Here is a 23564-nt window from a genome sequence, read left to right on the forward strand (position 1 = left end):
CTCACCTCACCAGAATGTTTCTACGCTTGATCCGTCTCTATCATCGTCATCAGCATCAAAGTTTCCTGCACCTTTACCCTCTGGTATAGCAGCCCAAGGTGTATCGTTGTACACCATCGTATGCACCAGTTCCCCAGCAATGGATATCGTGTCCACCTGATCGTCATGTTTACCACGTGGGAAACTCAATAGCTCATCCTCAAAGTCAGTTAACCATGGCGCATCCTCGCGGTGATAAACCTTGCCTACCTCATAACGTGCTGCAATTGGTAAGCTACGAGTAACCTTGTCCTTATCCACTTTGATCGGCATCACACTCATGCCCTCGCGGGTCATCTCCTGTATCAAGTTGGTGCCAAAGGTCTTATCTTCAATCGCCTGAAATGCTGGCTTATAGCGGTAGTTCTGCTCCTTCATCAGCGGCTTTTGGTCAGGACCTGTGATATGCGTCCGGTACACGTCATAAATCAATATGTCGTTGTCTGGAGTAACATAAAAAGTCGTGACGACAAAGTAATCATTGATGGTCTTTTCACTGTTTGCAGTGTCAACCGTCTGGAATACTTTGCATCGCGACTTTTCGTATCGTTTCTCACCAACGATAAAATATTTGGTTATGACGTGCTCTGTTTCCTCTTTAAAGTAACGGAAGTGCTTCCGTTTGAAGATTGTACCGCCTGCTGCGCTTGGCCTTTGCTGATATAAGGCATTGAATACATATGAGCCAACGTCCGATTTGATCTGATCGAGACGCGGAACATCAAAGCCAAATTCAGGCCAAAGCGCCTCTCCAGGTTCTCGGCCTAAGTAATCATTATCCTCAGCTAATGCCGGGAAGTTGATTACCGTCCAACGCTCGCCCTTATGTGTTCCTTCACGTATCTCGTCAGCTTCTTTCTTGAGTAATCGCCCAACTAGGTCGTCTTCATGCCATCGTGTCATAACGACTATAATGCGCCCGTCAGGTGTTAAACGTGTGTAGAGTGTTGATGTGTACCAACTCCATAATCCCTCTCGTATAACCTCACTGTTGGCTTCCTCAGCGTTTTTTAACGGGTCATCAATAATAGCTATGCGCGCGCCTTTACCAGTGATAGGACCACCTACACCAGCAGCATTCACACCACCACGATATCCGTCTATGCCCCACGATTCAGCAGATTGCCGGGCAGATGATATCTTAACGCCAAATACAGATTCCCTATCAACAAAGGTGTCTCGTGCAATCCGGTTGTTGTCCCGGCTCAGTGACAGCGCGTAGGATGCCAAGATGATTTCATCGTTCGGGTTTCTGCCAATGTGCCATGCAGGGAACTTCTTGGACACCCTCTCTGATTTACCATGACGCGGTGGCATCGTTACAATCAATCGTTTGATCTTGCCGGCAGACACATCCATAAGTGCCTTATCAAGCACATCTAAATGCTTACCCTCTGCATCTCTGCCCTCACTGTCGTAGTCAATGAAGAAGCCAAAATCATGCTTGGCTAGTATCTCCCATTGCCTACTGAGTGGTACTGGCTTGCCGTTTCCATAGCTGTTTAAGAAGCTCTGCACTGTCTGGGTCTGTTGTGATGGTTTGTTCGACAGTGTACTCATGATTGTGATTCACCTCGCCCTGCACATCTGCAACCATTTTATCTACTGGTTTGTACCCAGCTCTATCAAGCAAATCCCTTGCCGCAACCAATCTATCTTTATGCTGAGCAGTCTTATCATTCATGATCTCTAACATAACTTCTCGCGCCTTAACAGCATCATCAGCAAACATCATTCGCAAGTCCTTGTTAAGGTTCTGTTCAGTTTTGTTAAGATATTGTTGAACTTCAACAGACTTTAACAATCTGCTTCCCTGACTTGATGCTGTTTTCTCACTATACCCAGCAGCTATTGCAGCATGAGTCGCATTGTTACCGTTCTTCAAATACTCGTTCACAAATAGCATAATTTGCGGTCTCAGCTCTGCCATGTGTCTACCTCCTCTCTCCAAACCAACTGTAACACTGTAACGCCATCATCAACGCTATACATCCCGGTAACCAGCCTATCCTAATGGCTATCCTCATGTACCATGGGAACTCCTTTAGCTCAAACATAAAGCTTACTGCGATGTAACAGATACCTATACATAGTAATAGAATCATGTTGCCTACTTTCTTTCCTGAACGGCTATTGCCAATGCTAACAAAGCTGTTGATCTTGCTTGCATCAGTGTTGCTTTAGCTTCCTCAGATATGTGTTTACTCAAACGTGTTCCGATGCTGTTTATTTGACCTTCGCACATTTCAATGACTTTGTCTTTATTCATTTCTTCTGCGTTATATGCCAACTGTATCCCTCCTTATAGGAAAACCCTCTATACGGCCTCCATTTCATTAAGCTATTCGGTCGACTCGATGGCCTTCGGCAAAACACAAAACCTCTACAGCAGATGTTTTAATTTCTCGTATGCCGTTGTACCTTCTTGAACTGTAATATCAAGGTGTTCCAAAATTAGTTTAATATCCTCAATTGTTTGCACCTTATCCATGTTAATTTTATGAAACACACTCAGAGTAAATAAATTCCTATTGTCGTTGCTCAATAGAAACGGATGTTGCGCCTTCTTTGGCTCTTCATTGTCCATTTTATTCTCCTTTCCAACACAAAAAAGCCACTCAAAAAAGTGACTTATCCCGTTAAATATATATTGACGTACGTAAATATGTTTGGTATAATTAAACATGTAAGGAGGTGAACAATATGCGTAAAACGAGAAAAGAAGAACGACGCGCTGATAGAACTGCTAAAGTCGTGCTAGTGACTGCAATCATTAGCCTGACAACTTCTATCATCACCCTCATCACCGCTCTGGTTCGCTAATCAGACGACCCGAAAGGGGAGCCGCGCAAGCGGCTTTCCCAATGGGTTGGTGAAATATACGAGGTTCGTTCTTCTTGACTCATTATAACACAAAGGGGCTGAATGTATGAATGCATCCAACATGAACAAGGCTACAATGATAATGTGTGTAGCATCCATGATTATCAACTTAGCCGCCATAACCATAATCATCGTAAAGTGGTGAAAACGAATGTACAGCTTTAAGGATAAAGATGAATTACTTGCTTGGATACAGTCTGAGATAGTCAGCACCAATGAAGCTATGGAACTGCTCAATTGTAGTCGGCAGAACCTTCACAGTTTTGTGAAGCGCGGTAAGCTGGTCCCTGTTAAAGAGACTAACCGCGAACGGCTATTCCTGCGCTCTGATGTTCTGGAGCGTAAGGAAGAAGCCAGCATATACAACCGTAAGAAATGAGTCCACCGAAAGGTGGGCTTTCTTTTTTAAACAAAAAGAGCAACGGTTACCCGTTACCCTCTCTGTACAGATATCATTTTTGATGTGGACAAGGATTTGCACCTTGCACGTCCGTCTAAGCCCTGAGCTTGACCACCATCTATCCCTGCAAAGGGGGCGACACCTGATGGCATGTGTTTTGCAGTCAGCCACTCTTACCCCTAGGCGCGTCTACCTATTCCGCCACCACATCAGTTTATTTAAGCCTCAGATACATGTATATCGATTATTCGCATGCACCCTTTCATGCATCTTTTCCGATGGCTAATCCGATGAGCCCCTTATGCATGTGGCTATCAAAAGAAACAGCGTGGACAGCGACTGCGCAAATAGCTACCGTTGCCCATCGCATATTTCCTATACTACTATTATACCCGTTCCCGTGCGGGTTTTGGGGGAATAATTTGCGGGTTTTATGCTGGATTTATGCGGGATATCGAAACAGTCCGTCCCTATCAAACATGTGGTCAAAGTTCTCGATATGTTCAATTTCATCGTCCAGTGGTTTTAACGCATTTATCAGTTGTTTTAATGCTGATGTGTGCCATGCAGCCACTGTCCCACGATCACGATGCACTTCATGCGCTATTTCCTTGATAGACTTTTTGTTTTGGTCCAAATATTTACGTGTTATTACTATTCGTTCGTTATCAGATAATACTTCATCAACTGCGCCTTTAATCATTTTAACAATCAATGAGTACCGTCTATAATCCCAATCACCTGCCCTCATTAGCCTGTGATTTTTCATGTTTATTGGCATCAATGGTCCTGATGAACCGATACCTAAATCCATATTCCTCACAGCGAATTCATAAGACCTGTAGTCTGTAAGCATTTTAATAACTTTTTCCTTGTCCATCACATTCCCTCCTTCAGTTCTACTAATGGCACAAAAGCAACCTCTCTGTACCCTTCATATACCCTATATTCCTCTATCAAATGAAATGATGGCTTGGTCCATCGGTTTATACTCCATCCATGCCGTTCAAAGTCGAAGTAGACCAGCAACGTCCCTGTTGCCTCTTCGTCCTTCAAATCAATGGCTATGCTATATGGGTGCTCTATCCCAGGATGATTAAGCCGATAATGCTGCATCACGCTTTTATCACGTTTAAGCATGTTTACCCTTCTTTTAGGAAAAGGCAGCCGTTAGGCTACCTCTTCTGGTCTTTTCACCATTTTTTCCACAATAACTACGCGTCTTTTGAGTTCTTCAAACTCTTCCCGCGTAACTGTCTGTCCTGCCACCGACTCACTAACGTTCCCTTTAGCCACTCCGTCGGCTGTGTCTTCTTCGGTTTGAAACTGCGTAGGCAGTTCTACAACGTCTGCCTTTTCCACACCGCCAGGTTGTGCCAGATCCTCATTAGCACGTTTTGATTCTTCGGCTGCTCTTCGAAACTGATCCGCTTCTTCAGCGGTCACCTCCCGGTATTTACCTTTTTCCAGCCATGTAAATGTGATTGGTTCATCCGTTTCAGCCAGCTTAGCAGTAAACTGCGAGCCCTTGTTATCCGTTTGATGTACATCATAGATCGCTGGTCGAGCCTGTTTAAATTTCTCCATCTCTTCAGCGAGATTTGTTTCCAGATTGGTATCAACAACCCGTGTCGCCGCTTTAGCTCCAATAGCAATTTCAGTACGCAGATCCTGCACGTGATCGTTTAACCGTTCAATCTCAGCCTTAGCACCAGTCAATTCAGCAGCAGCCGCATCACGTTTAGATGAAATGTCCTCAATCTCCAGCTTGGCATTGCTCAATTCCGTTTTAGCTTGAGCCAGTTTGTCCGACATTTCGTTATTCTCAGTAATAAGCTTTGCAATTTGCTCTTCATATTCCTTTTGAAGCTCATCAATCCGCTCTTTATAACCATTAGTCATAGTCCCAACTTTAGCCTCAACAGCCATACGAATAAGGTTAAATGCTTGTTCCGAAGCAAAGAAACTTTCTACATTTACACCTTTAGTATCGATAATATCCAGCAGATATTTAGTAGGCTGTTGTTCTTCTTGCGTTTCAATAATTTGGTCTGTTATTTGGTCTGTCATGCTACTACACACCTCAATCCGATTATTTTCATCTCTATACTATGATTATACCACATGTAGTGCCGTTATAGTACATTTTTCGCACTATTACACAACATTTCGTATGTGATTGTCACTTGACTATCTCAAATATTTACGAATGGCTACCATCACAATTGCATATATCAATAACGCTGCTATTAAATCCATGTTAGGCTCCTATTTGTTTATCCGGTGGTTTGCCTATGAATCTATGACCATCCATTTTAAACCACGTAGCAGGCTCGTAGAGACCTTTTAACTTTCTCCCTAGTATTCGGTTATCCATCACCTTTATTACGCCTATACGACTCCCTGAATCGTCCATAAGGGTATATCCGTCTTTGTGGTTGATCCAACATGCTATCATGCTGCTTCTACCTCCCATACTTTTATTACGATTCGTGGTCGTTCGGAATAATACTTACGTGTGATAAGAGCGACAACTCGGTTATCATCTTGCCAAGCTATTTTATTTAGAGCGTCAAAAATTCCTTTGACACAATTATCAATATCAGGCTTGACTATAGGGAATATTTTTCCTTTCAGCGCCTCATCTCTTTTCTTCTTACTCCAGCTTTGCGGTACCGGATAATAGAATGCGATCTCTGTTCCTACAGGTCCTGATAATGGCTTATCAAACTTCTTTCTCGCCAAGTAACCAATCTTAGTTTTGTAGGTGAGGTAATTTTGTGCTGACGGGTTTTTCCACTTGCTCCGTTGCGTCATACGAACTGCACCCATTGGCGTAATGTTTACCTCAAACGTTATCATGCTACGCCTCCCTGGTTTTCTCTGTTTAGCCTGTCTAATTCATGTACCACTCTCGCTTTTGATATACCAACATTTTTAGCGATCTCTGAGCGCCGTACGCCTGCCTTTGCTTGCTGGCTAATATATTTGCTTATCTCTGATGAAAGTGGTTCATACAGGCTTGCTATGAGCTTGTCGGCGGTCTGTGGTAGCTTCTGGCTTTTAACTGGCCGTGCCTGCTCCCGTATAGATCCACCTGTACGATAATGCTTTTTCATCATGCTGCCTCATCCTCCTGTGCTTTCTCCCACTCTAACTCTGCTAATCCTTTACGTATGAATTCGTCCCAGTCTTTGTCCATTAGCTCGTAGGGGTCTATTGGATTCATGGGGTATCCTCCAGTGGGGTTTCATAGATGTTGCCGATCACTTCAAACTCACGTTTTGCCGACAAGGATAAATGACCAACCGTATACTTTAATTCCACAAGATCAAATTTCACTGTTGCTTTTGCAGTGAAACTATCATCAGCCGTAGACCATAAATGCTTGTGATCCTGCCACGCCAATATATCTCCCTCGTATATCTCTTTACCGTTACGGTCTTTTAGTCCGGTATATTGCATGATCACTTTTTCGTCGTCCGAGAAGCCACGTACATATTGCCCGTCAAGCGGGTTGAATGCCGCCACCTTGCCGTCTGGATCAATAGTCACCTCATAGTCCATTTCCTTTGCGAATACGTCCCACGCTCTAAATTTGATGGTTCTACTCACTTGTATCTTCTTATCCATGGTTTAGACCTCCTTGTTAGCCAAAGAATCGAATTTATCTCGATCAATGTAAAGTAGTATCCCAACGTCCGATTTACCGCCTCTCATCAGCCTTGCCGCATCTTCATCAGTTACAGCTATCTTCAAAAATCCTGATTTCTTTCTGCTGGCCTTGCTTACTTCCATAAGTCCTTTATTTACAGACTGTGCTCTAACAGCACCTTCATTCAGAGCTTCAATTATTAAATCTTTTAGTGTCATATCCCTTATTCCTCTCCTTTGATATGCTAGTAATCCCTAATCTCTAATCATCCGGCGCAAAAAGTCTGTGCATTCCGCTTTGTCATACAATTCGATCCAGTCAATTTCGTTAATTTTTCCGATACACTTATGCACGTCATCGTTGTTGTTGATTACCATGACAAGATTAAGTGCGTAAGGATTACCACCAGCTAAAAATCCCCAACCTGATCCCTGTATTGAGTGCCTGCCGTAATTATGGATGTACACGAAACCTTTCAATCCTGTTTTGATCTCAAGTGTGGTAACGTTCATATGTTTCGAGATGTTTGCAGTCATGTCTTATTCCTCTCCTTGCCCTTTAGGGGCTGTGATTTTATTCGGCTGCCGCTTCGCTAGGCTGTTCGGTCGCTTCGGGGGCCTACGGCGTATTAATTCTTGAGTAGTGCGTTACATTGAACACTCGGTGGTTAGTACGATCAATCCATCCATATAAACCAGACCCAAGGTTTGCGCGTTGTGCTATCTGCGGCGTGTGTCCGTCTGTCACCAAGTAGTTAACATGGCTTTCGATTGATCTATCTTTCGGGTCGTATTTAGTCCACTGGATCATTCCTCTATCCCCTCTCCTTCAACAGATACCGACCAACCGCATTTACAAGCCCGGAAAAATGTGTCCTCTTCGATTCTCAGAACACCTTCTCCGTTTCCCACATTTTCATTTCCGCACTTTGGACAGATGGCGTATTCCCTTGTTAACTCCAGCGATTTTAAAATATTCATCCGTATCTTCTTCCCTTCTTATTGGAGTCTATAGTCAAAATCCTTGAATTTACCGTATTGCTTTAGGTTCATCATTTCCGCAGTCCCTACCGATCCCTCACGATTCTTGGCTACAATGATTTCGATAATGTTCTTTTTCTCGGTATCTCGGTTGTAATAGTCGTCCCGGTACAAAAAGGATATGGTGTCTGCATCTTGTTCGATGTTTCCAGACTCGCGCAAGTCCGACATCATTGGGCGCTTGTCCTGGCGTTGCTCCACACCACGGCTGAGCTGAGCAAGCGATATAACCGGACAATCATTTTCACGCGACATCTGCTTAAGACTGGAACTGATGTAACCCACCTCTTCATTGCGGCTGCTGAACTTCTTGCCACCTTTTATGAGTTGCAGGTAGTCGATATATACAATCAAATCAGGATGCCTCTTCTTCAGCTTTCTGACAGCTGCACGTATTTCTTGGACACTCAGTCCTGGACGATCATCTATAAACACATTCATTTCTGTCAGCACTGATAAGCCAAGAGTATATGTCTCCCATTCGTCGTCTCGCAGCTGTCCGGTTCGGATGCGCTCACCATCTATATAGCACTCTGCAGCTATCATCCGGTCATACAATTGCATCTCAGGCTGCTCTAGGCTGAATATAGCGACTGTAAGGCCCTCCTTACCGTTTCTAACGGCGTTGTTTAGGAGGAAGGCTGTTTTACCCATAGAAGGTCTTGCAGCCACTATATTGAGCGTCTGCTTCTGCCATTTGCCTGTTATCCTGTCTAACTCCGTGCCAACTGTACTGACTCCTAATGCTTGTCCGTTGTACTTCTTGTCATTCAAAAGCTCGAAGTGATTCATGAGTCCATCTTTAATATGCGAGAAGCCTTCTTTATCCCGTGACTGGTCACCGATTTTCTCGGCAATGCTCATTAGCTCTGCCGCAAACTCTACAGGGTCTTCATGACCGCCACTATATACTTCTTTGACAGCAATCAATCCGGTTCGCATTAAATATTTTTCCTTCACAATACGTTCATGTGAAGCGAAGTCCGAAACGGATGGAACCGACTTGCTCAGGTCAACCAAATAGCTCATACCGCCGACATCCTGCAAAGCCTGTCCCATACGGGAAGTTATAGATACAACATCTATCTTTTTATTTTCTTCTCGTAATGAGAGCATGTTTTCAAATATGACCCTATGACCCTCGTGATAAAATGCATCTGGCATTAGTAGAGACTCGTATATTAAATCTGGAGCTAACAGAATGGATCCAAGTACAGATTGTTCTGCCTCTAAGCTGAAGTAGCTCATTGAGCCTCAGCCCGTTTCTCTGCCAATAACCTCTGCATCCAAGCTTGTCTGCTTATACCTTCCCTGACCCATGGCGGATCTTTCGGTATGTCTTTGCGTTCTTCATCCTGCCTACGGATCATTTCTCGAGTCCTCTCGATTTCTCGTTTTGCCTCAATTCTTTCGTTAGGTCGAATAATCTCAGCTAAAGATGGAGCAAACTTGCTTGTTCGAATATGTTCCGATACATTAGCCCAACAGTTTTCTGCATCTGCCGTTTCTAGCTCTTCGATCCAACTTTCAGCAATGTCTTTATCTACCTTCCAGCTTGGATAACTGGCGGCCAGCTTCTTAAATATTTTTTTAGCCTCTTCTCTGTCCATGGCTACCTCCTATAGATTATCTACAAAGTCCAAACGGCCCTGTCCGCTAGGAACCACCTTCAGTGTGTTTAAAGATTCCTTAGTCGTTTTACCTTCTCGTTTAAACCTGTCTAAAATACTCATGGCATATGAAACACTCTTTTTCTCTGACTGTTTAATAGCCGCTTCGATAACTTCAATTTCTACCACCTTGAGATAGGATGTTATTTCATCCAGTTGAAACGTACCCTTGCAAGACAACTCATATTTATTAATCCAATTTAAAATCTGTTGAGCATCAGACACATATCCTTCTGTTCCCTTCCCTTCTGTTCCCTTCTGTTCAGTTCTGTTCAGTTCAGGAGGAAATTCCGGGAAGTTCCGGGAATCTTCCGGAATTGATGTGTTTTCTATTGGAGGTTCCGGGAATTTAGACTTTGTTCTCTTGTGCAATCCTTGCTGATGGTTATCAAAATTAATCACTTGAATGTACTTATCCGTATTGATTTGGTACCAGATAATCAAACCAGCGTCGTGCAAGGACTTTATAGACCTCTCAACATCTTTCATGGACTTGTCCAACATAGGAACAACGAGCGCTTTTACCTTCGCTGGAGATCCAGTCAACCGACCAAAATCATCAGTGTGAGGAATAATCCAAGTGAATAAAAGCATATCGAATACGTCAGGCAGCATATTTACTTTCTCTGATATGCTGATACTCTTACTTATCATCCTTTTCTCAGCCACAGCTTACACCGCCTTGCTCTGACGTTCTTCAAACCAACGTCTGACCTCGTCTGGATCAAAGCGTAGTATCCGTTCCGAAATACGAATGTGAGGCATACCCTCTTTGACCAGTTCGTAGACGGTAGGTCGGCTGATCATATACCTTTTTTGCAGTTCTTTTACGTCTACTAACATTGTTATCACCTCTTTGTCTCTATTTTACTATAATACGTACAATTTGTACATCATAATGTACATTTTAGGCGTAATAGTTTACTTATCACTCAATATGACTATGATAAGAATTAGTTATTATCTAAAAAGTTGGTGTTATGATGATTCAAAATAAGTTGAATATTCTAATGTCTGAAAAGAAAATTAGAAACATATCAGAATTGGCAAGGGAGACTGATTTAGACCGCCGTACCCTTACCAACATTTATGATGAAAAGAATAAGGGAATTGATTATGTGACTCTCAATAAACTTTGTGCCTACTTTAATTGCACAGTTGCCGATCTACTGGAGTACGTACCAGACGAGGACTAAGCCCCTCTCTTCTCCATACGGTCCATCTTTTGCTTGATGCGGTCTATCTGCCATTCGTAGTGCATGACATCCGCATAATTACCGTATCTGTCGGCCTCGTCTCGCTTCTCTACAGCATAGGCGAGGTCAATCTTCAGTAGTGTGTAATCGTTGTTTACTGCCATCTTTACTTTCCTCCGAGTCTTTTATGAGACGATCAAGGTAATATCTCGCCTTCTTTAAATCTTCCAATCCATTCTTATGCTCATAGCGAGAAATATATTTAATTACGTTGCCTGCTAGAAAGCCTCTGTAAGCCACAGGAGACATTTTCGCATGCATGAAGTCAATTGGTTCAATGCCACCGAAAGAGTAGTGAGACGGGCGTATAGCGTCACTCATGGGCAACTCTCCCTATACTCAATGTGTTCGGTTCAATCGACGTGATGATCATATACCTATCTACTTGCACTACACCTATAAACAACAGTACAGCAGCTAATATAGAGGTATAAGCGTAGGTCATCAGCGTTTCCCCCAATAGGTAGATGCGATGCAAAGGAATATCCACATCCAAAATGCCATCCAAGGGTGAGCCATCATCCAATCAGCTATGGTCATAGCTTGTCTCCTTTATCTCGCAGGAAAGACGTATGTTCAGGTTGCACGCGCGTTGACCTTTCTATTTTGGTGATCAGCCGCAGACCTTCTATAGACTTCTTGAGTCTAGATATCTCTGCATTTAGGCGTTCTTCCGTTTCATCTCCATGCGTAGTAGCATCGCTATATTGCGATTCCCAAAATTCAGCCAGGCGTTTTAATTCGGCTATCTCTGCATCCTTTTGTTGTATAAGGGATTCAGCATCTTCCAATTTCTTATATACAGCGTCTCTATCTCGTGAAGCAGCCGCATGCCGTTCTCTAGCTTGGTCTGCCCGTTCCTTCTCCTTCTGAGATTGTTTTATCCAATAAGGAAGGGCTTCACGTGCCTCTATCATAAAAATTGCATCTTCTTCTTTTTCAAAATCAGCTACTCGCTGATCTTCAAATCCACATTGTGTAAACACCTGTTTTTCTCCACGAATCATATCTAACTCGCCCGTAGCCTTCTGACACAGTTTCATATCCTCTTGCCAGTTACGTGGTTTATCTGTCATTGTTGTTCCTCCCCATACGCATTCCGGATAACATGCCTAGTAAGTAAGCCATAGTCACTCGTTCATTCCCACTGGCGCACTCAATCTCCTGGTATTCTCCGTAACCCATATCAGCGTATAGGTTGTAGATAGTTTCTGGTTTCTTCCACAAACCTCTCTTTACTGTTTCACACTCTACTATTAACTTATTTTCACGTTGTTCATTGACTTCATTCAGATATCCGCTCAATTCGCTTTTGGGATCTATGTTCGTTTCAAAATGTCCATAAGTGAACACTGGCATCTATATATCCTCCCTTAGTGGGTGACTGGATAATGTCATATAAGCAGCCTCTGCGCGTTCTCGTGGGCTAGCATTGCACAATTGCGCTACCACGCGGTTGCTCACCTTCCATCCGGTCGATTGCCCCCATTTAATTTTTTCCAAGTTACGGATATATGTGTTTGGATGAACCTCGCATGCTGCTGCCTGTACCTCCAGAGAGGCGGCAGGATCGTTGCAGTAGTTAGGGGCATGATCCCACGCCTCATCAATCGTCACCAACGACTCCTGTGCCGTATCCCCATTGGGAGCAATGAGCCATCCAAAGTTGTTAGTGTAGATCGTTACGCTGTACCCCATAAACTCAGCCAGCGCCCTATTAAGCTGCTGGTCTGTCATATCCAACATATCTATCATCCTTCCAACGCTCAGAGCGTATTGTATTGGTGGTTACTCCCCTAATGCTGATACTTCACCTTTTGCCCACCTTGCAAAGCCTACTAGGGTCATAAGGTACCAGCCGCGAACGTGTTCTTTCTTGTAATCAACTCACCGTCTTTACCAACACGATTGCCAATCAAGATTACCGTTCTTTTTTCACCTTTACCGTTGTGGTATGTCTGACCTTCCTTGACTGCGCTGGGGCTCATGACTGCTCTTCCTCCAACTCTTTAATAGGTGGCTTTATTGCCGCATAGTGGGTTACATTATTAATCCTGTAACCACCAATGCCGTACCAAACATACCCTTCACTAACCAGTGACTTAGCATGTTGTGCAATACTGCAATCCCCTGAACTTGTTATAACCAAGTGGTCTACGTGACTTTTGATTGATCTATCTGTTGGATCATACTTGATCCATTCACTCGCTGCGTTCATTGCTCTATCATCTCCTTAGGGGTATAGGGTAAGAGGCTGTTATGCCTCATCCCTCTAAATCGCTTCGAATTGTCCTATTCGTACTCGGGGTTGCTGAATTCTGTTTCGTAATCATCAATGATCAGTGTTGCTTTTTGAGACCACATTTTGAACAGAGTCGCATCCAAACCGTACATACCACCCATAATCACACGGTTATCGAATTTCTTATCTGAAACCTCGGCTCTTGATACGGTCATATCTTTTTCAAGCGATATCATGTATTTGCATTGGTACCACTCAACATCTTCTTTCGGGTCCATATATACGTACTTGGTTCCGTATTTTTCCTCTACAATAACCGTGATTTGCTCAACCTCTTCATAAGACAGTTCTTCAAGTTTAAGTTCATCCTCAACCATTTCTTTTACTAATTCTGACAATCTATATTCATTCTTCCCTGTTCCTAGCAACTCTTGTAACTGCTCTTGTATTCTCGCTGCGCCTTCTTCATGAATCGAACGCTCTATCTCACCTTTAATAACGTTCAGAATAACTTGGTTGTACGAAGGGATGTCCAACTTATCAAGATTGATTTGCAGTTGCCCTTTTACCGTTTCTTTCAACCCTTTTCCGAAGTCACTCCAACTACGCAAGGAATCTTCGACAACATCCTTAATAGTTTCTTCTAGTTGCTTCCTAATGATTTTTTCTACGTAGCCTTCTTCGTTTAATGCTGCCAATTGGTTATTAATGATTAAGTTCATATCCATTTCTTATCTCTCCTTTAGTATAGGTAGTAGGGGGTGTATCCCCCTTAAAATAGTGTTAATTGCTCACATTCTTTAAGTTTGGAAAGCACATCTTCCAAGGCTTGAAGATAGCCAGAACTATATCGACCTTCCCGACTCCCGTGTGATTCAAGAAACGCCCAAAGTCGGTATTTTTTAATTTCAGCTTTTAAATGCTCTTCAAGGTTAATGTGTCTCTCCCCCTTATGGAGGGCTAAGCCTCCTAAATTAAGCTGTTTGAAAATACTTTTTAATTGCCTGGCCAACCCATCTGCCCATTGGTACAGCAACAGCATTACCTATCTGACGGTAAGCGTCATTGTCTGTCCCTGCGAACTGGAACCAATCGGGGAAGCCTTGTAATCTCGCATACTCGCGAACAGTATAGGGTCGTATTGATACGCCATCATTCACCAGTCGCGTTGATCTATCCTTGGCGTAATGGGCAACACATGTAGGCGCTCTGCCTTCCAAGTCGGTGATAATGGGCAAATCCCTGTATCCGCCGTTTAAACGCTTCTGCACATACTCAGGCGTGTATACCTCAGCTCCGACATCTATGATGTCTTTCATGGATATTGGGTTCTCGTCTGGATAGGGCAATTGGTTAAGAGGTTTCTTAGTGCCTATTACAATCAACCGTTTCCGCTCCTGCGGTAGCCACATGTTTGCATTCACCGGGCATTCAACCCTGACATAATAGTTTGGCAGTCTGGTCAAGCATTCCATTACCACTTGGAACTTCTTCATCCCTGGAACATTTTCCACCACATAAACCTCTGGCTGTGCCAGCGCCACATGCCGGAAAAAGTGAAGGAATAAGTCGTCTCCCGTCCGTGTGCCATGGATGTCTGCGATGGTACTGTATTTAGTGCAAGGAAAAGTACCGATATACACATCTGCGTCATGCTGGTCCAGAACAGTGATTTTGGTTATGTCTGCCTCATTCACTTGGTGATCAAAGTTCTGTTTCAAAGTCTCACAAGCAATTCTGTCTATCTCATAGGACTCTATGACATTTATCCCGGCCTCTATCATTCCAAGGTCCAAACCTCCAGCTCCGCTAAAGTAACTCTTCGCTGTAATCACTCTGCTGTTGCCCCTCCTTCTTATCCCCTATGGGGCTAATTTCTGGCCCACTTAACTGCAATTTCCGCTATTTCACACGCTTTTTTCACGCCTTCGCGGTAAGCTGATTGCACATCAGGTGCAGCTTGGTATGGTAGTGCCGCCCTATATGCTTCCAGCAGTTTTTCTTCCACCGTTTGTTCCACTTCATATCCAACGTAGAGAGCACGAATCAAGGTATCGTGATCTATTGAATTGATACCTCCTTTTACGTGTGCTGTACTTCCCGGATCGTTTATAGCGATCGCCACAATATCGCGTTTACTATGATGTTCTCTCAAGTTCTCCAAATGCCACGCCTGTGCCTTCGTCAATTTCACTTTATCCATGTGTTATGTCCTCTCTGCCCTTGGGGGCTATATATTCCTTGCTTGATATATTGGAGTCATATCAATTGCATATTTCATACATTTGATATGGTCTAGTAATATGGGCTGCCATACTCGCTTATTGCTGTGGATTAGATCATGACAGTTATGACAGACCAGCACACAGTTATCCACCACATACTGACCTCCACCGCCGCCCATGCCGCCGTATATGATGCGGTGAAGGTGTAATCCTGGTCCCGGCTTACCGCACAACAGACAGCAATTGTGTGCGCCTACGGATGTGTCACGCTCAGACACAGCAGAGCGTACCTTGTCCTTGCTAATGGCTTCTGGATCGATATAACGTTTCTTCTTAGGTCTTTCTTTACGATTATGGTGAGCTAGGATATTTTTACGATGTTCAGGTATAGGTTTCTTGCGTTTCGCGAGTGCCATAGCTACCTCCTAAAATGGTCCGTCAATGGGATCGGGTAAGGGGCCACCGTTGTCGTAAAATGGGTCTTTATCGCGATCATATTTGTTCATATCTTCACGCTCCTGCAGGATAGTCGTTGAGTTGATTAATCAAGGTACTGGCTTCTTTTTTGGTTAGCTCTTTGATGCTCTCTTTGCCTGAGCTCACTTGTCTGATCATCAGCCTGAAATCTTCCTCTGATATCTTTTTTTCATCTTTAATACGGTGACTGTATTTAACTTGAGCTTCACTAATAAGCATGCTTGTAGGTGTTTTATTTTCGTTGTTAGGTGATGAAGTATTAGATTCAGGTTTAGTTTCCTGTGGTTCCTCTGGTGGCTTTGTATTCTTGTTAACGGATTTAGTTCTGTAAGAAAATCCTTCTGGTAGTGCCCAGTCAGGTAATTGCGGTTCCTCTGCAAGCTTGTACGATTTACCAGCAGGATTGATCTTAACCCAGACGTTTTCCAACTTATAAAGGTATCTGCCAATCCCCCATTGGTATGCAGCCCGTTTCATGGCGTCAGATAAGCCGCCTTTGACAGCCTCCATATTGCTGTCATCGGCTCCATCCCATTTAGTTATCCATTCACCGTCAATCTTCACGCTGATTCCGCATAATTGACTGCTGCCTTTCCATTCGCGGTATTCATTTTTCCAACCAAATACCCCAAATACATCATCAAGCCTATTTTGTATGGCACGATTAGTTACATAAGCTAAGGCAATACCTTTGGATTTATCACCATTCGTTGAACCGACGCGCCATTCGATCTCGTCTGGTAGAAATGGAGCTTGTAAAGACTTCATTATCTCCTTCGGGTCCATCTGGTCCCACCCCCGGTTCATAGGTTATTTGTATAGGAAATGCTCGGAAGTTCTGCGGATCATCTGGACCATATCTGCCAGTGAGGAAGAATGCCAGTTCATCTTCATCATGAAACTTCGCGGCTTTCATAAAGTCTGCTACGGGCTCCGCGTATATGTTTATGAAATGTCCATTTTTGTGTTTCGGTACATAACGGTATATAGTTACCATTGCTAACCCTCCATTCTAATGCTATAATTTCCGTAATTGTTTTTATAAGCGTAGCTGCCGTTGCCTCGGCGGCTTTTTCTCTTTTATAGGCTATTACCATGTTCTTTAGATACACCCTCAACAATGTGGGTGTCAGCATCCCTCTTTCCTTTGCGATCTTTGCCAGCTCCAGAAACACCCTGCGATCCGTCATCCTTCTTCACCTCCACAAGTTTGACCTCACCTCCCCAACCGTAATGCTTTAAAATATCGTCTACGTTGCGAAACTCATGCTGTCCGTTTGCCCTCCCGATCTTCTGGATGAAACATCTTGTCCAATTCAACAGCGCGCTTGGCATATGCAGCCAAATTCGCTTCGTATTCCTCTATTGTTTCTATTAATTCTGGCTTGTAATTACGCTCTTTCAGCCGTCGCCGCAGGCTTTCGATATCAAAATCGTATTCAGCAAGATTGCGGCCGCATTCAGTTAACACATGGTATTCCGTCATAACGTCCACACTGCTTCTTAATCCTTTAGCTGGCATCATCAAAACCTCCATTCCAACGTTTCACCATCACAAACTTCTTATTGTCGATTGCTTCTAACATGCATGACTTGCAGTGAGGTTGACCGTATACTTCATAATCTGGATCAGCTCCACATCCGCATTTGCCTACATTCACAGTAGGTTCAGTATCTGGACGTTTAAACGGGAACGGGGTAACTACGCGATTTTCTATCTCTCTTGGATGTTTAGCCACTTTTCTTCTCTCCCTCCAGGTTCGTAACTCGATGTCCGTACTTTTGGTTAAGCAATATAATTTTGCGGGTGAACTCTAGTCGTGTGCGTTCACTCAGTTCTGGCGTGTTTTGCTTTAATTCACCATGGGTAGAATTACCTTTCATTCCGACGCCTCCTAGATGTACAATGGGTTGTGGTTGTTCTTACATATGCGTCAAGATGTTGATTTCAAAGTGTCAGTTAAAGCAACGGCGTGAAAGCGTTGGAACTTATTAATGAAGTATTCCTGACCGCGTCCAGTGACTTTAGGTGTCTTTCTAACCTTGATGTCCTCACCATTGCCGTACATAGTCGTTTTAACTTCGAATAACTTAAGTTCCATAGAACGTTGAGTCGGTAGGTTGTATCTCTCTCCAGACTTGCAAAGGTAGCCTTCTTCTCTGAGCCAGGAGAACAATCGTTTCTCACCGATATTCACGCCGTTCTGTTTAAGTTGTGTTGCTAACTGACCAACTAATATGGCGTCTTTAGAGGTCTGTAGGGCTTTAGCGAAGAATACTTTATCGCTGTCATCCAAAATCTGTTGTTCAAGCGATGCTCTCTTTTCCTGTTCCTTTTTCAACTCTGTGGCAAGGGTGATTATGAAATCAGGATTTGAAAGCGTCTTTTCTATGGCTTCTGGTGACATGTACACGCCATGTTTTCTAATGGAAGGAATGACTTCGTCAAAAATCCAACTTTCAAATTTCTGAGCCTTTGACTTGATTAATTCATTTTTGCTTTGGTCTGCAGCTTTCATTATTAAGCGGTAAATATCTCCTTCTGGAATTAGATTTGTTTCTTGTTCTCCTCCAGCAGAGGGTATCCCCAACTTACGGATACCTTTGCAATGGTCAATTACCGCTTGGCTTGGTTTTGCGTATGCTAAGTTTTTAGCTACATCTATTCCAACTGCAAATGGTTTACCTTCAATATCAATTATTCTTACTGGCTTAAAATCGGGATGATTAAATATTTGTGGGAATGCGTTCATTATTCGATTCGCTCCTTTAAGCTGTTTTTTTAACAATAAGCGTTTCGCTTAGTTTTGGATTAAAAAGAACCATCGGTTCCTCTTCCAAAGCTTCTGCAATTAACAGTACATCATCAAGGTAAACACCACGTCGGCCCTTTGCGATATCTTTATACCAAGTTATTGTTTTACCGCAATGCTTTGCTACATGTGTTTTTGTCATTCTTTTGTTAGTACGAATGGCTTCCATGTTTTTGACTACATAATTCACGTTTTTCACCTCCTTGACTAAGCGTTTCGCTTACCTTGTGATCTAAATATATACTAAGCATTTCGCTTAGTCAAGAAGTTTTTAGAGCGTTTCGCTTATTTTGTTATGCGGATCGCTTAATATTGTTATATTTGTATATTAGGAAGGAGGTTTTGAGATCTGTGGATAGTTTGGGATCTAGATTAAAGAAGGCCCGAGAAAAGAAAGGTTTTACTCAGCAAGACGTAGCTAAAAAACTTGATGTCACTAACGGAGCTATATCAGGATATGAAAGAAATTATAGAGATCCCGATTCCGAAACATTAAAGAAACTTGCTGATCTTTATGAAGTATCTATTAACTGGATTTATGGTAGAGACGAAAAAGAGAGCGTGTACACGCTCCCAGAGGAAGTTATATCAAAAGTCATTAAGGAAGCTGAGGCACATTATGGAGTTAGCCTGAGGGATGATCCTGTTGTAGAGTCGGCAGTTCGTGATTTGATAAACAATCTTGCAAAGATGAAGCAATCAACTCAGAAAAATGATTAATTAGCGATTTGTTTGTTTCTTTAATACAAGTCCTAGAAATTATTACACTTGCCGACATCAACAACTGTTCATCCATGTTAGCAGCTCCTTTGTGTCTATTTCAGCCGTTTTTAACATAATACCACATAATCATAGTATTCAGGAACGTATGTTCTGTTTTTGGTTAAAAAAAGAGAACAAGGTGGCAGTGAGATGGAGTTAGTACCCGTCCGCTGTCGTATTCCCGAGTTACTCAAAAGGATCAATAAGAACCAACAATGGTTAGCTGATAAGACTGGACTGCCCAAACAACGTATATCGAATATTGTACACCTCAGAATGGATAATATATCGATAAAAAGAGCAGCTTTATTAGCTTATCACCTTAATTGCAAAATTGACGATCTTTTTGTGTGGGAATTGCGGTAGCAGAGTAGCATCAGCTACTCTCGGGGAAAAGTAACAATTTTCTGTTACTTGCTTTATAAAAAAATTAACTGCAACCGCAGCCATTCCCTGCTCACCTTTATTAACACTATATCAGATAATAATTGTCATATGCTGTCGAATTTCGCCGTGAATCAGTCGACGAATAGGGTTAGAGGGGCTTGACAAATCAAATATTCTTTCTAATTACTACATAACTACCATCTGTGAAAATTATTCTTGTACCGTTTTTAACTGGCACGACATCTTCTATCTTATTCTCATTAACCACTGTGGACTGATCGTAACTCCTAAAACCAAAAGAATAATAAGCTTGTGAGATATCTTTAAGTGTATGAAGAGATAAGTACGAACCGTGTTGTGTGTGATGGCAAGGTACCTTAGCAGAAAATTTAGTAGGCTGCCATAAGTCGATATAGTTGACTTCCTCTAAGCCGAACTCAACAAAATCCGTATCATCTCCTGCTCTATTAAGCAATTTAACTCCAATCATGATGCCAACTCCTGATGTATGGTATTTTTCACAATACATCATAAATCATAGTTGACTACTGGGTCATGGGTAAATGCTACCAAAGGAAATTGTGGGAAATGACGATAATATAGAAGAATAGATAAAGAAGCGAGATGAAATTAATGAAACCAATAATAACTGTTATAATGGCAGCGCTATTACTTTCAGGATGTTTCGACAGTTCATTTGACACATATATGAGAAAGAGTAAAGACGCACTGATAAATAACGACTACAATGAAGCCATTGAAAACCTTGATAATGCACTTATTGAAGAACCAACTAACAAAGATGCAATTGCGTTAATGAAAAAGGCAAAAGAAAAGAAAGAAAAAAGTGAGAACCATAAAGTTATTGATGACTTTACAAAAGATACAGAAGAAATGTATAAAAAACTAAAGTCGCTTGGAGATGGCATCAACACAATGGTTGATAATGTAACCTATGAAGAAGCATTATCCAAGGTGGAAATTCTTAAACCGATGAATGAAAAATTAGTAGAACTAACTCCGAAGTGGCAAGATGATAAAGTAGTTGGTAGTGCTTTTAGTGACTTGAAGTCTGCATATAACAATCTAAATTATACTTATAGCCTTATCATTGAAAATACAGAACAGCCAGAATCAGAAATTGAGGACACTGATGGTGACGGAAAAATCAGTAGATACGAAGCGATCCGCGGGAGAAGAGTTCAACCTAGCTTAGTATTCGTTGATTTCAGACAAAATATGGAGTCATATAAAAATACATTAACTAAGCTGGAAGAAAACAACCAGTAACTAAGGAGTTGACGTTTTGATTACTACTATTATCTACATCGTAATTGGATTAACATCCATCTTCATTATTTTAGGACTCATTGGTACTGCTTCATTAATTTTTTCAAAAGAAAAAGACAAGAGTTTAGCAGTAATAGCAATAAAGGATGTTTTCAAATACGCGTTTATACTGATGATTTTACTATTTATATTTTACTATGTTTATCCAACACCATATTTATATACACACTCAAAAGAAACTTTGGTCAAAATAAACAGGATCACAGGAGAAACAACTTATTTCAGATTTAACGAGGGATGGGTAAAGCCTGAAAACAATGATTTGTCTGAATGATTCATATTCGGTAAAATAAATAAGAAGTGACCCGCACTGGTGGCAACCTTTGAGCAGGTCACTTTCGTTTATCAATGTAAGTAAGCAAAAATCCCCAACAGAGGCATGCACCAGCCTTAAGGTTGGGGATTTTGATTTTTATGTATTCAAAATGGAAATTGAATTGCAATGAATAAAAAATATGTGTTACCATAAGAATAGAAAAAGGGACCGGGTGCAACCGATCCCCTGTACAACATGTCCGCTATAAGAGCGGTCGGCTCGGGTTTGCGATCAGGAAATAGACCGGTACCTTGTCCAGGGCGGTCTATTTCCGTTTATGGAAAGAAAGTATCAGAATCACCAATGTTGCAAATTGAATCATCAACATCAGCGTGTCTTTAACTTCCATGGCTTCACCCCCTTTACAGGAGATTAGCCGACCGCCCTTGATAGCCGTTATGTCGTACAATCCAGATTATACCACATTAGTCCTCTGTTAAGAGGGCTTTTTATTTTGCCATATTAACCTTACAATCAAAGATAAGACAGTTAGGAGGCACACTATGAGAGTAGCAGTATACATCCGGGTAAGTACCGACATGCAAGTAGAAGATGGCTTCTCTATTGAAGGACAACGTACAAGGCTCACAAGCTATGCAGCGTCTCAAGACTGGGAAATCCACGACTTTTACATAGATGAAGGACAGTCAGCGAAAGATTTAAAGCGGCCTGAAATGGAGCGCATGCTTTCGGACATGGAAGAACATAAATTTGACGTGGTACTCGTTTATAAGCTTGACCGTCTCACGCGCTCTGTAAGCGATCTGCACGACCTTCTAAAGCGTTTTGATAAGCATAGCGTAAAGTTCAAATCAGCGACAGAAATATTCGATACTACGACTGCTATGGGACGTCTCTTTATCACAATCGTTGCTGCGATGGCAGAATGGGAACGCGGCACCATCTCTGAGCGTGTACGCTTCGGTATTGAGCAAATGATATTAGAAGGCAAACGTCCTGGAGGTGTCCTGCCCTATGGATACACACAGGAAAGTGAGCTTATAGAAGAAGAAGCAGAAATCATCCGCTATGCCCGTAAACTATATATGAGTGGTCTTGGCTACCAGTCAGTAGCAGTAAGGCTTAACCGTGAAGGTAAGCTTCGTCGTGGAAAGCTGTGGACGGCCGCAACGGTAACTTACACCTTAGAAAACCCTTTTTATGCTGGTATCCTACGCTTGGGTTCCAAACTACCAGGAGGAAACTACGTTAACCATGGCCGCGATGACAGAGTAAAATGTCTGTACGGTGATGGGGAACATCCCGTTATCTTTACGCGCCTAGAATATGAAGAAACAAAAGAATATATGAAACGTAGAACTAGCGGAGGATTCTCGAGAGTACAGACCTACTGGTTTTCTGGCGTGCTGCGTTGTGGACGCTGTGGAGCAGCTATGTTCGGCAGAATGACAAACAAGCGAAAAAGAACCGATGGAAGCCTTGTTCGTACGCCTTATTATATCTGCTCTAATAAACACGCCAATAAAAGCTGTGACATGCCTACATTTAGACAGATACATGTAGAGCATCTATTTATGGAGTATATTAAGCAAGTCACCACGGATCAGGAAACCGTAAAGCAAGTTGCTGCTACTATGCAGAATGATGAGATTAAAATAGTAGATGAAATTGCTTTGGCAAAGAAAGAGTTAAAAAAAATAGCTGACAGACGCGAGAAGTGGCAATACATGTTCGTCGAAGGTCTTATAACTAAAGATCAAATCCGTAAACGAATCACTGAAGAAGATGCGGCCGAAGAAGAAATCAAAAAACATTTGGCAGAAAATAAAAATATGATGTCTGCTGTTCCCAAATCCGATGATTTAAAAGAGCTTGATCAGTTATGGCCTGAAATGAATGATGAAGAAAAGAAAGATATGATTTTCACATTGTGTTCTAAAATAGTGTTGCATACAGATGAAACGAATGTTAAAGGCGTAAAGAACAAATTTTTCGATGCTTATATTGGTGAGGTACTTTATAATTAATTTATAGCGCTCTTTTATGAGCGCTTATTACATATGAATACCACATTGTATTGTATAGAGA

The 23564-nt window shown here is 42.2% G+C and carries 47 protein-coding genes; 7 read left to right on the forward strand and 40 right to left on the reverse strand.

Annotated features, from left to right (window positions below):
• Positions 1-6 precede the first annotated feature (6 nt).
• The 4 genes from terL to ACL9RM_RS24970 form a co-directional block, all read right to left on the reverse strand.
• Positions 7-1599, reverse strand: a complete 1593-nt coding sequence (terL, locus tag ACL9RM_RS24955; protein WP_414126615.1) for a phage terminase large subunit — start codon at positions 1597-1599, stop codon at positions 7-9.
• A complete protein-coding gene (locus tag ACL9RM_RS24960; protein WP_081396540.1) occupies positions 1505-1969 on the reverse strand; it encodes a terminase small subunit in 465 nt (154 codons plus the stop codon). The genes terL and ACL9RM_RS24960 overlap by 95 nt, the downstream gene beginning before the upstream one ends.
• Positions 1970-2149: 180 nt before the next feature.
• Positions 2150-2329: a hypothetical protein gene (locus ACL9RM_RS24965; RefSeq protein ID WP_414126616.1), complete on the reverse strand. Its 180-nt coding sequence runs from the start codon at positions 2327-2329 to the stop codon at positions 2150-2152.
• A 93-nt stretch (positions 2330-2422) separates the two neighbouring features.
• Entirely contained in the window at positions 2423-2626 is a 204-nt protein-coding gene (locus ACL9RM_RS24970; protein WP_414126617.1) for a hypothetical protein, read from the reverse strand.
• Between the two features lie 447 nt (positions 2627-3073).
• Between ACL9RM_RS24970 and ACL9RM_RS24975 the strand changes: the two genes are divergently transcribed.
• A complete protein-coding gene (locus tag ACL9RM_RS24975; RefSeq protein ID WP_414126618.1) occupies positions 3074-3301 on the forward strand; it encodes a helix-turn-helix domain-containing protein in 228 nt (75 codons plus the stop codon).
• 463 nt (positions 3302-3764) lie between these two features.
• Here the strand turns inward: ACL9RM_RS24975 and ACL9RM_RS24980 are convergent, their stop codons facing one another.
• From ACL9RM_RS24980 to ACL9RM_RS25045, 14 genes are all read right to left on the reverse strand, one after another.
• The gene (locus ACL9RM_RS24980; RefSeq protein WP_414126619.1) at positions 3765-4202 is read right to left on the reverse strand and encodes a hypothetical protein; all 438 of its coding nucleotides are present in this window, start codon (positions 4200-4202) and stop codon (positions 3765-3767) included.
• Positions 4202-4462 (reverse strand): hypothetical protein, encoded by a 261-nt coding sequence (locus tag ACL9RM_RS24985; RefSeq protein ID WP_414126620.1) that lies wholly within the window; start codon positions 4460-4462, stop codon positions 4202-4204. The genes ACL9RM_RS24980 and ACL9RM_RS24985 overlap by 1 nt, the downstream gene beginning before the upstream one ends.
• Positions 4463-4492: 30 nt before the next feature.
• The gene (locus tag ACL9RM_RS24990) at positions 4493-5392 is read right to left on the reverse strand and encodes a hypothetical protein (protein ID WP_414126621.1); all 900 of its coding nucleotides are present in this window, start codon (positions 5390-5392) and stop codon (positions 4493-4495) included.
• A 190-nt stretch (positions 5393-5582) separates the two neighbouring features.
• Positions 5583-5780, reverse strand: coding sequence for a hypothetical protein (locus tag ACL9RM_RS24995; protein WP_076293211.1), 198 nt, complete (start codon positions 5778-5780; stop codon positions 5583-5585).
• On the reverse strand, positions 5777-6184 hold the full coding sequence (locus ACL9RM_RS25000) for a RusA family crossover junction endodeoxyribonuclease (protein ID WP_414126622.1): 408 nt from the start codon (positions 6182-6184) through the stop codon (positions 5777-5779). Before ACL9RM_RS25000 ends, ACL9RM_RS24995 begins: the two co-directional genes overlap by 4 nt.
• Entirely contained in the window at positions 6181-6444 is a 264-nt protein-coding gene (locus tag ACL9RM_RS25005; RefSeq protein ID WP_414126623.1) for a hypothetical protein, read from the reverse strand. Before ACL9RM_RS25005 ends, ACL9RM_RS25000 begins: the two co-directional genes overlap by 4 nt.
• Before the next feature lie 103 nt (positions 6445-6547).
• Positions 6548-6955: a YopX family protein gene (locus ACL9RM_RS25010; RefSeq protein ID WP_414126624.1), complete on the reverse strand. Its 408-nt coding sequence runs from the start codon at positions 6953-6955 to the stop codon at positions 6548-6550.
• A gap of 3 nt (positions 6956-6958) precedes the next feature.
• On the reverse strand, positions 6959-7195 hold the full coding sequence (locus ACL9RM_RS25015) for a hypothetical protein (RefSeq protein WP_322159968.1): 237 nt from the start codon (positions 7193-7195) through the stop codon (positions 6959-6961).
• 36 nt (positions 7196-7231) lie between these two features.
• The gene (locus ACL9RM_RS25020) at positions 7232-7513 is read right to left on the reverse strand and encodes a hypothetical protein (RefSeq protein ID WP_414126625.1); all 282 of its coding nucleotides are present in this window, start codon (positions 7511-7513) and stop codon (positions 7232-7234) included.
• A 270-nt stretch (positions 7514-7783) separates the two neighbouring features.
• Positions 7784-7957 (reverse strand): DUF3797 domain-containing protein, encoded by a 174-nt coding sequence (locus ACL9RM_RS25025; RefSeq protein ID WP_414126626.1) that lies wholly within the window; start codon positions 7955-7957, stop codon positions 7784-7786.
• An 18-nt stretch (positions 7958-7975) separates the two neighbouring features.
• Positions 7976-9265, reverse strand: a complete 1290-nt coding sequence (dnaB, locus tag ACL9RM_RS25030) for a replicative DNA helicase (protein WP_414126627.1) — start codon at positions 9263-9265, stop codon at positions 7976-7978.
• Positions 9262-9627 carry a hypothetical protein gene (locus ACL9RM_RS25035; RefSeq protein WP_414126628.1) on the reverse strand — a complete coding sequence of 122 codons (366 nt, stop codon included), beginning with the start codon at positions 9625-9627 and terminating at the stop codon, positions 9262-9264. The genes dnaB and ACL9RM_RS25035 overlap by 4 nt, the downstream gene beginning before the upstream one ends.
• A 9-nt stretch (positions 9628-9636) precedes the next feature.
• Positions 9637-10356 (reverse strand): DNA replication protein DnaD, encoded by a 720-nt coding sequence (locus tag ACL9RM_RS25040; protein ID WP_414126629.1) that lies wholly within the window; start codon positions 10354-10356, stop codon positions 9637-9639.
• Positions 10357-10359: 3 nt separating this feature from the next.
• Complete coding sequence (locus tag ACL9RM_RS25045) at positions 10360-10530, reverse strand: helix-turn-helix transcriptional regulator (RefSeq protein ID WP_080658591.1); 171 nt, start codon at positions 10528-10530, stop codon at positions 10360-10362.
• Between the two features lie 140 nt (positions 10531-10670).
• Between ACL9RM_RS25045 and ACL9RM_RS25050 the strand changes: the two genes are divergently transcribed.
• Complete coding sequence (locus ACL9RM_RS25050) at positions 10671-10883, forward strand: helix-turn-helix domain-containing protein (RefSeq protein WP_069010964.1); 213 nt, start codon at positions 10671-10673, stop codon at positions 10881-10883.
• Here the strand turns inward: ACL9RM_RS25050 and ACL9RM_RS25055 are convergent.
• The 20 genes from ACL9RM_RS25055 to ACL9RM_RS25150 all read right to left on the reverse strand — a co-directional run bounded on the left by ACL9RM_RS25055 (position 10880) and on the right by ACL9RM_RS25150 (position 18890).
• Positions 10880-11047 (reverse strand): hypothetical protein, encoded by a 168-nt coding sequence (locus ACL9RM_RS25055; protein WP_414126630.1) that lies wholly within the window; start codon positions 11045-11047, stop codon positions 10880-10882. The two genes, ACL9RM_RS25050 and ACL9RM_RS25055, sit on opposite strands and share 4 nt — an antisense overlap.
• Complete coding sequence (locus tag ACL9RM_RS25060) at positions 11010-11264, reverse strand: DUF3310 domain-containing protein (protein WP_274483842.1); 255 nt, start codon at positions 11262-11264, stop codon at positions 11010-11012. Before ACL9RM_RS25060 ends, ACL9RM_RS25055 begins: the two co-directional genes overlap by 38 nt.
• Entirely contained in the window at positions 11257-11469 is a 213-nt protein-coding gene (locus ACL9RM_RS25065) for a hypothetical protein (protein ID WP_422759418.1), read from the reverse strand. Before ACL9RM_RS25065 ends, ACL9RM_RS25060 begins: the two co-directional genes overlap by 8 nt.
• 10 nt (positions 11470-11479) lie before the next feature.
• Positions 11480-12019 (reverse strand): hypothetical protein, encoded by a 540-nt coding sequence (locus tag ACL9RM_RS25070; RefSeq protein WP_414126632.1) that lies wholly within the window; start codon positions 12017-12019, stop codon positions 11480-11482.
• The gene (locus ACL9RM_RS25075; RefSeq protein WP_414126633.1) at positions 12009-12302 is read right to left on the reverse strand and encodes a hypothetical protein; all 294 of its coding nucleotides are present in this window, start codon (positions 12300-12302) and stop codon (positions 12009-12011) included. Before ACL9RM_RS25075 ends, ACL9RM_RS25070 begins: the two co-directional genes overlap by 11 nt.
• The gene (locus tag ACL9RM_RS25080; RefSeq protein WP_414126634.1) at positions 12303-12689 is read right to left on the reverse strand and encodes a hypothetical protein; all 387 of its coding nucleotides are present in this window, start codon (positions 12687-12689) and stop codon (positions 12303-12305) included. It lies immediately after the preceding gene.
• 98 nt (positions 12690-12787) lie between these two features.
• Complete coding sequence (locus ACL9RM_RS25085; RefSeq protein WP_414126635.1) at positions 12788-12931, reverse strand: hypothetical protein; 144 nt, start codon at positions 12929-12931, stop codon at positions 12788-12790.
• Entirely contained in the window at positions 12928-13161 is a 234-nt protein-coding gene (locus ACL9RM_RS25090; protein ID WP_414126636.1) for a hypothetical protein, read from the reverse strand. Before ACL9RM_RS25090 ends, ACL9RM_RS25085 begins: the two co-directional genes overlap by 4 nt.
• Positions 13162-13235: 74 nt before the next feature.
• Positions 13236-13913, reverse strand: a complete 678-nt coding sequence (locus ACL9RM_RS25095) for a hypothetical protein (protein WP_414126637.1) — start codon at positions 13911-13913, stop codon at positions 13236-13238.
• A gap of 44 nt (positions 13914-13957) precedes the next feature.
• Positions 13958-14227 carry a hypothetical protein gene (locus ACL9RM_RS25100; RefSeq protein WP_422759421.1) on the reverse strand — a complete coding sequence of 90 codons (270 nt, stop codon included), beginning with the start codon at positions 14225-14227 and terminating at the stop codon, positions 13958-13960.
• Positions 14160-15020 carry a DNA cytosine methyltransferase gene (locus ACL9RM_RS25105; protein ID WP_414126638.1) on the reverse strand — a complete coding sequence of 287 codons (861 nt, stop codon included), beginning with the start codon at positions 15018-15020 and terminating at the stop codon, positions 14160-14162. The genes ACL9RM_RS25100 and ACL9RM_RS25105 overlap by 68 nt, the downstream gene beginning before the upstream one ends.
• A 35-nt stretch (positions 15021-15055) precedes the next feature.
• A complete protein-coding gene (locus ACL9RM_RS25110) occupies positions 15056-15388 on the reverse strand; it encodes a hypothetical protein (RefSeq protein ID WP_414126639.1) in 333 nt (110 codons plus the stop codon).
• Positions 15389-15415: 27 nt separating this feature from the next.
• The gene (locus ACL9RM_RS25115; protein ID WP_414126640.1) at positions 15416-15826 is read right to left on the reverse strand and encodes an HNH endonuclease; all 411 of its coding nucleotides are present in this window, start codon (positions 15824-15826) and stop codon (positions 15416-15418) included.
• Between the two features lie 94 nt (positions 15827-15920).
• Positions 15921-16673, reverse strand: a complete 753-nt coding sequence (locus tag ACL9RM_RS25120) for a Rad52/Rad22 family DNA repair protein (RefSeq protein WP_414126641.1) — start codon at positions 16671-16673, stop codon at positions 15921-15923.
• Positions 16674-16780: 107 nt separating this feature from the next.
• Positions 16781-17077 carry a hypothetical protein gene (locus tag ACL9RM_RS25125; protein WP_414126642.1) on the reverse strand — a complete coding sequence of 99 codons (297 nt, stop codon included), beginning with the start codon at positions 17075-17077 and terminating at the stop codon, positions 16781-16783.
• Positions 17078-17151: 74 nt separating this feature from the next.
• Positions 17152-17409: a hypothetical protein gene (locus tag ACL9RM_RS25130; protein WP_235307749.1), complete on the reverse strand. Its 258-nt coding sequence runs from the start codon at positions 17407-17409 to the stop codon at positions 17152-17154.
• Positions 17399-17626, reverse strand: coding sequence for a hypothetical protein (locus ACL9RM_RS25135; protein ID WP_414126643.1), 228 nt, complete (start codon positions 17624-17626; stop codon positions 17399-17401). Before ACL9RM_RS25135 ends, ACL9RM_RS25130 begins: the two co-directional genes overlap by 11 nt.
• Entirely contained in the window at positions 17619-17771 is a 153-nt protein-coding gene (locus ACL9RM_RS25140) for a hypothetical protein (RefSeq protein ID WP_414126644.1), read from the reverse strand. Before ACL9RM_RS25140 ends, ACL9RM_RS25135 begins: the two co-directional genes overlap by 8 nt.
• 50 nt (positions 17772-17821) lie before the next feature.
• Positions 17822-18640, reverse strand: a complete 819-nt coding sequence (locus tag ACL9RM_RS25145) for a phage antirepressor KilAC domain-containing protein (RefSeq protein WP_414126645.1) — start codon at positions 18638-18640, stop codon at positions 17822-17824.
• 16 nt (positions 18641-18656) lie between these two features.
• Entirely contained in the window at positions 18657-18890 is a 234-nt protein-coding gene (locus ACL9RM_RS25150) for a hypothetical protein (protein WP_414126646.1), read from the reverse strand.
• A gap of 161 nt (positions 18891-19051) precedes the next feature.
• On the opposite strand from ACL9RM_RS25150, the gene ACL9RM_RS25155 reads away from it, so the two are divergent.
• Together ACL9RM_RS25155 and ACL9RM_RS25160 are read left to right on the forward strand one after the other, a co-directional pair.
• A complete protein-coding gene (locus ACL9RM_RS25155) occupies positions 19052-19420 on the forward strand; it encodes a helix-turn-helix domain-containing protein (RefSeq protein WP_414126647.1) in 369 nt (122 codons plus the stop codon).
• Positions 19421-19612: 192 nt separating this feature from the next.
• On the forward strand, positions 19613-19828 hold the full coding sequence (locus ACL9RM_RS25160; protein ID WP_414126648.1) for a helix-turn-helix domain-containing protein: 216 nt from the start codon (positions 19613-19615) through the stop codon (positions 19826-19828).
• Between the two features lie 187 nt (positions 19829-20015).
• Here ACL9RM_RS25160 and ACL9RM_RS25165 read toward each other — a convergent pair whose 3' ends face one another.
• A complete protein-coding gene (locus tag ACL9RM_RS25165) occupies positions 20016-20339 on the reverse strand; it encodes a LytTR family transcriptional regulator DNA-binding domain-containing protein (RefSeq protein WP_414126649.1) in 324 nt (107 codons plus the stop codon).
• Between the two features lie 167 nt (positions 20340-20506).
• Here ACL9RM_RS25165 and ACL9RM_RS25170 point away from each other — a divergent pair, with 167 nt between their 5' ends.
• On the forward strand, positions 20507-21139 hold the full coding sequence (locus ACL9RM_RS25170; RefSeq protein ID WP_422759419.1) for a hypothetical protein: 633 nt from the start codon (positions 20507-20509) through the stop codon (positions 21137-21139).
• 16 nt (positions 21140-21155) lie between these two features.
• The gene (locus ACL9RM_RS25175) at positions 21156-21473 is read left to right on the forward strand and encodes a hypothetical protein (RefSeq protein WP_414126651.1); all 318 of its coding nucleotides are present in this window, start codon (positions 21156-21158) and stop codon (positions 21471-21473) included.
• 307 nt (positions 21474-21780) lie between these two features.
• On the opposite strand, the gene ACL9RM_RS25180 is transcribed toward ACL9RM_RS25175, so the two are convergent.
• Entirely contained in the window at positions 21781-21864 is an 84-nt protein-coding gene (locus ACL9RM_RS25180) for a putative holin-like toxin (RefSeq protein ID WP_223822117.1), read from the reverse strand.
• A gap of 154 nt (positions 21865-22018) precedes the next feature.
• Here ACL9RM_RS25180 and ACL9RM_RS25185 point away from each other — a divergent pair, with 154 nt between their 5' ends.
• Positions 22019-23503, forward strand: a complete 1485-nt coding sequence (locus tag ACL9RM_RS25185; protein WP_414126652.1) for a recombinase family protein — start codon at positions 22019-22021, stop codon at positions 23501-23503.
• Positions 23504-23564: the final 61 nt, after the last annotated feature.

Source organism: Paenibacillus sp. S29, assembly GCF_049319765.1.
GTDB lineage: Bacteria > Bacillota > Bacilli > Paenibacillales > Paenibacillaceae > Paenibacillus > Paenibacillus polymyxa_B.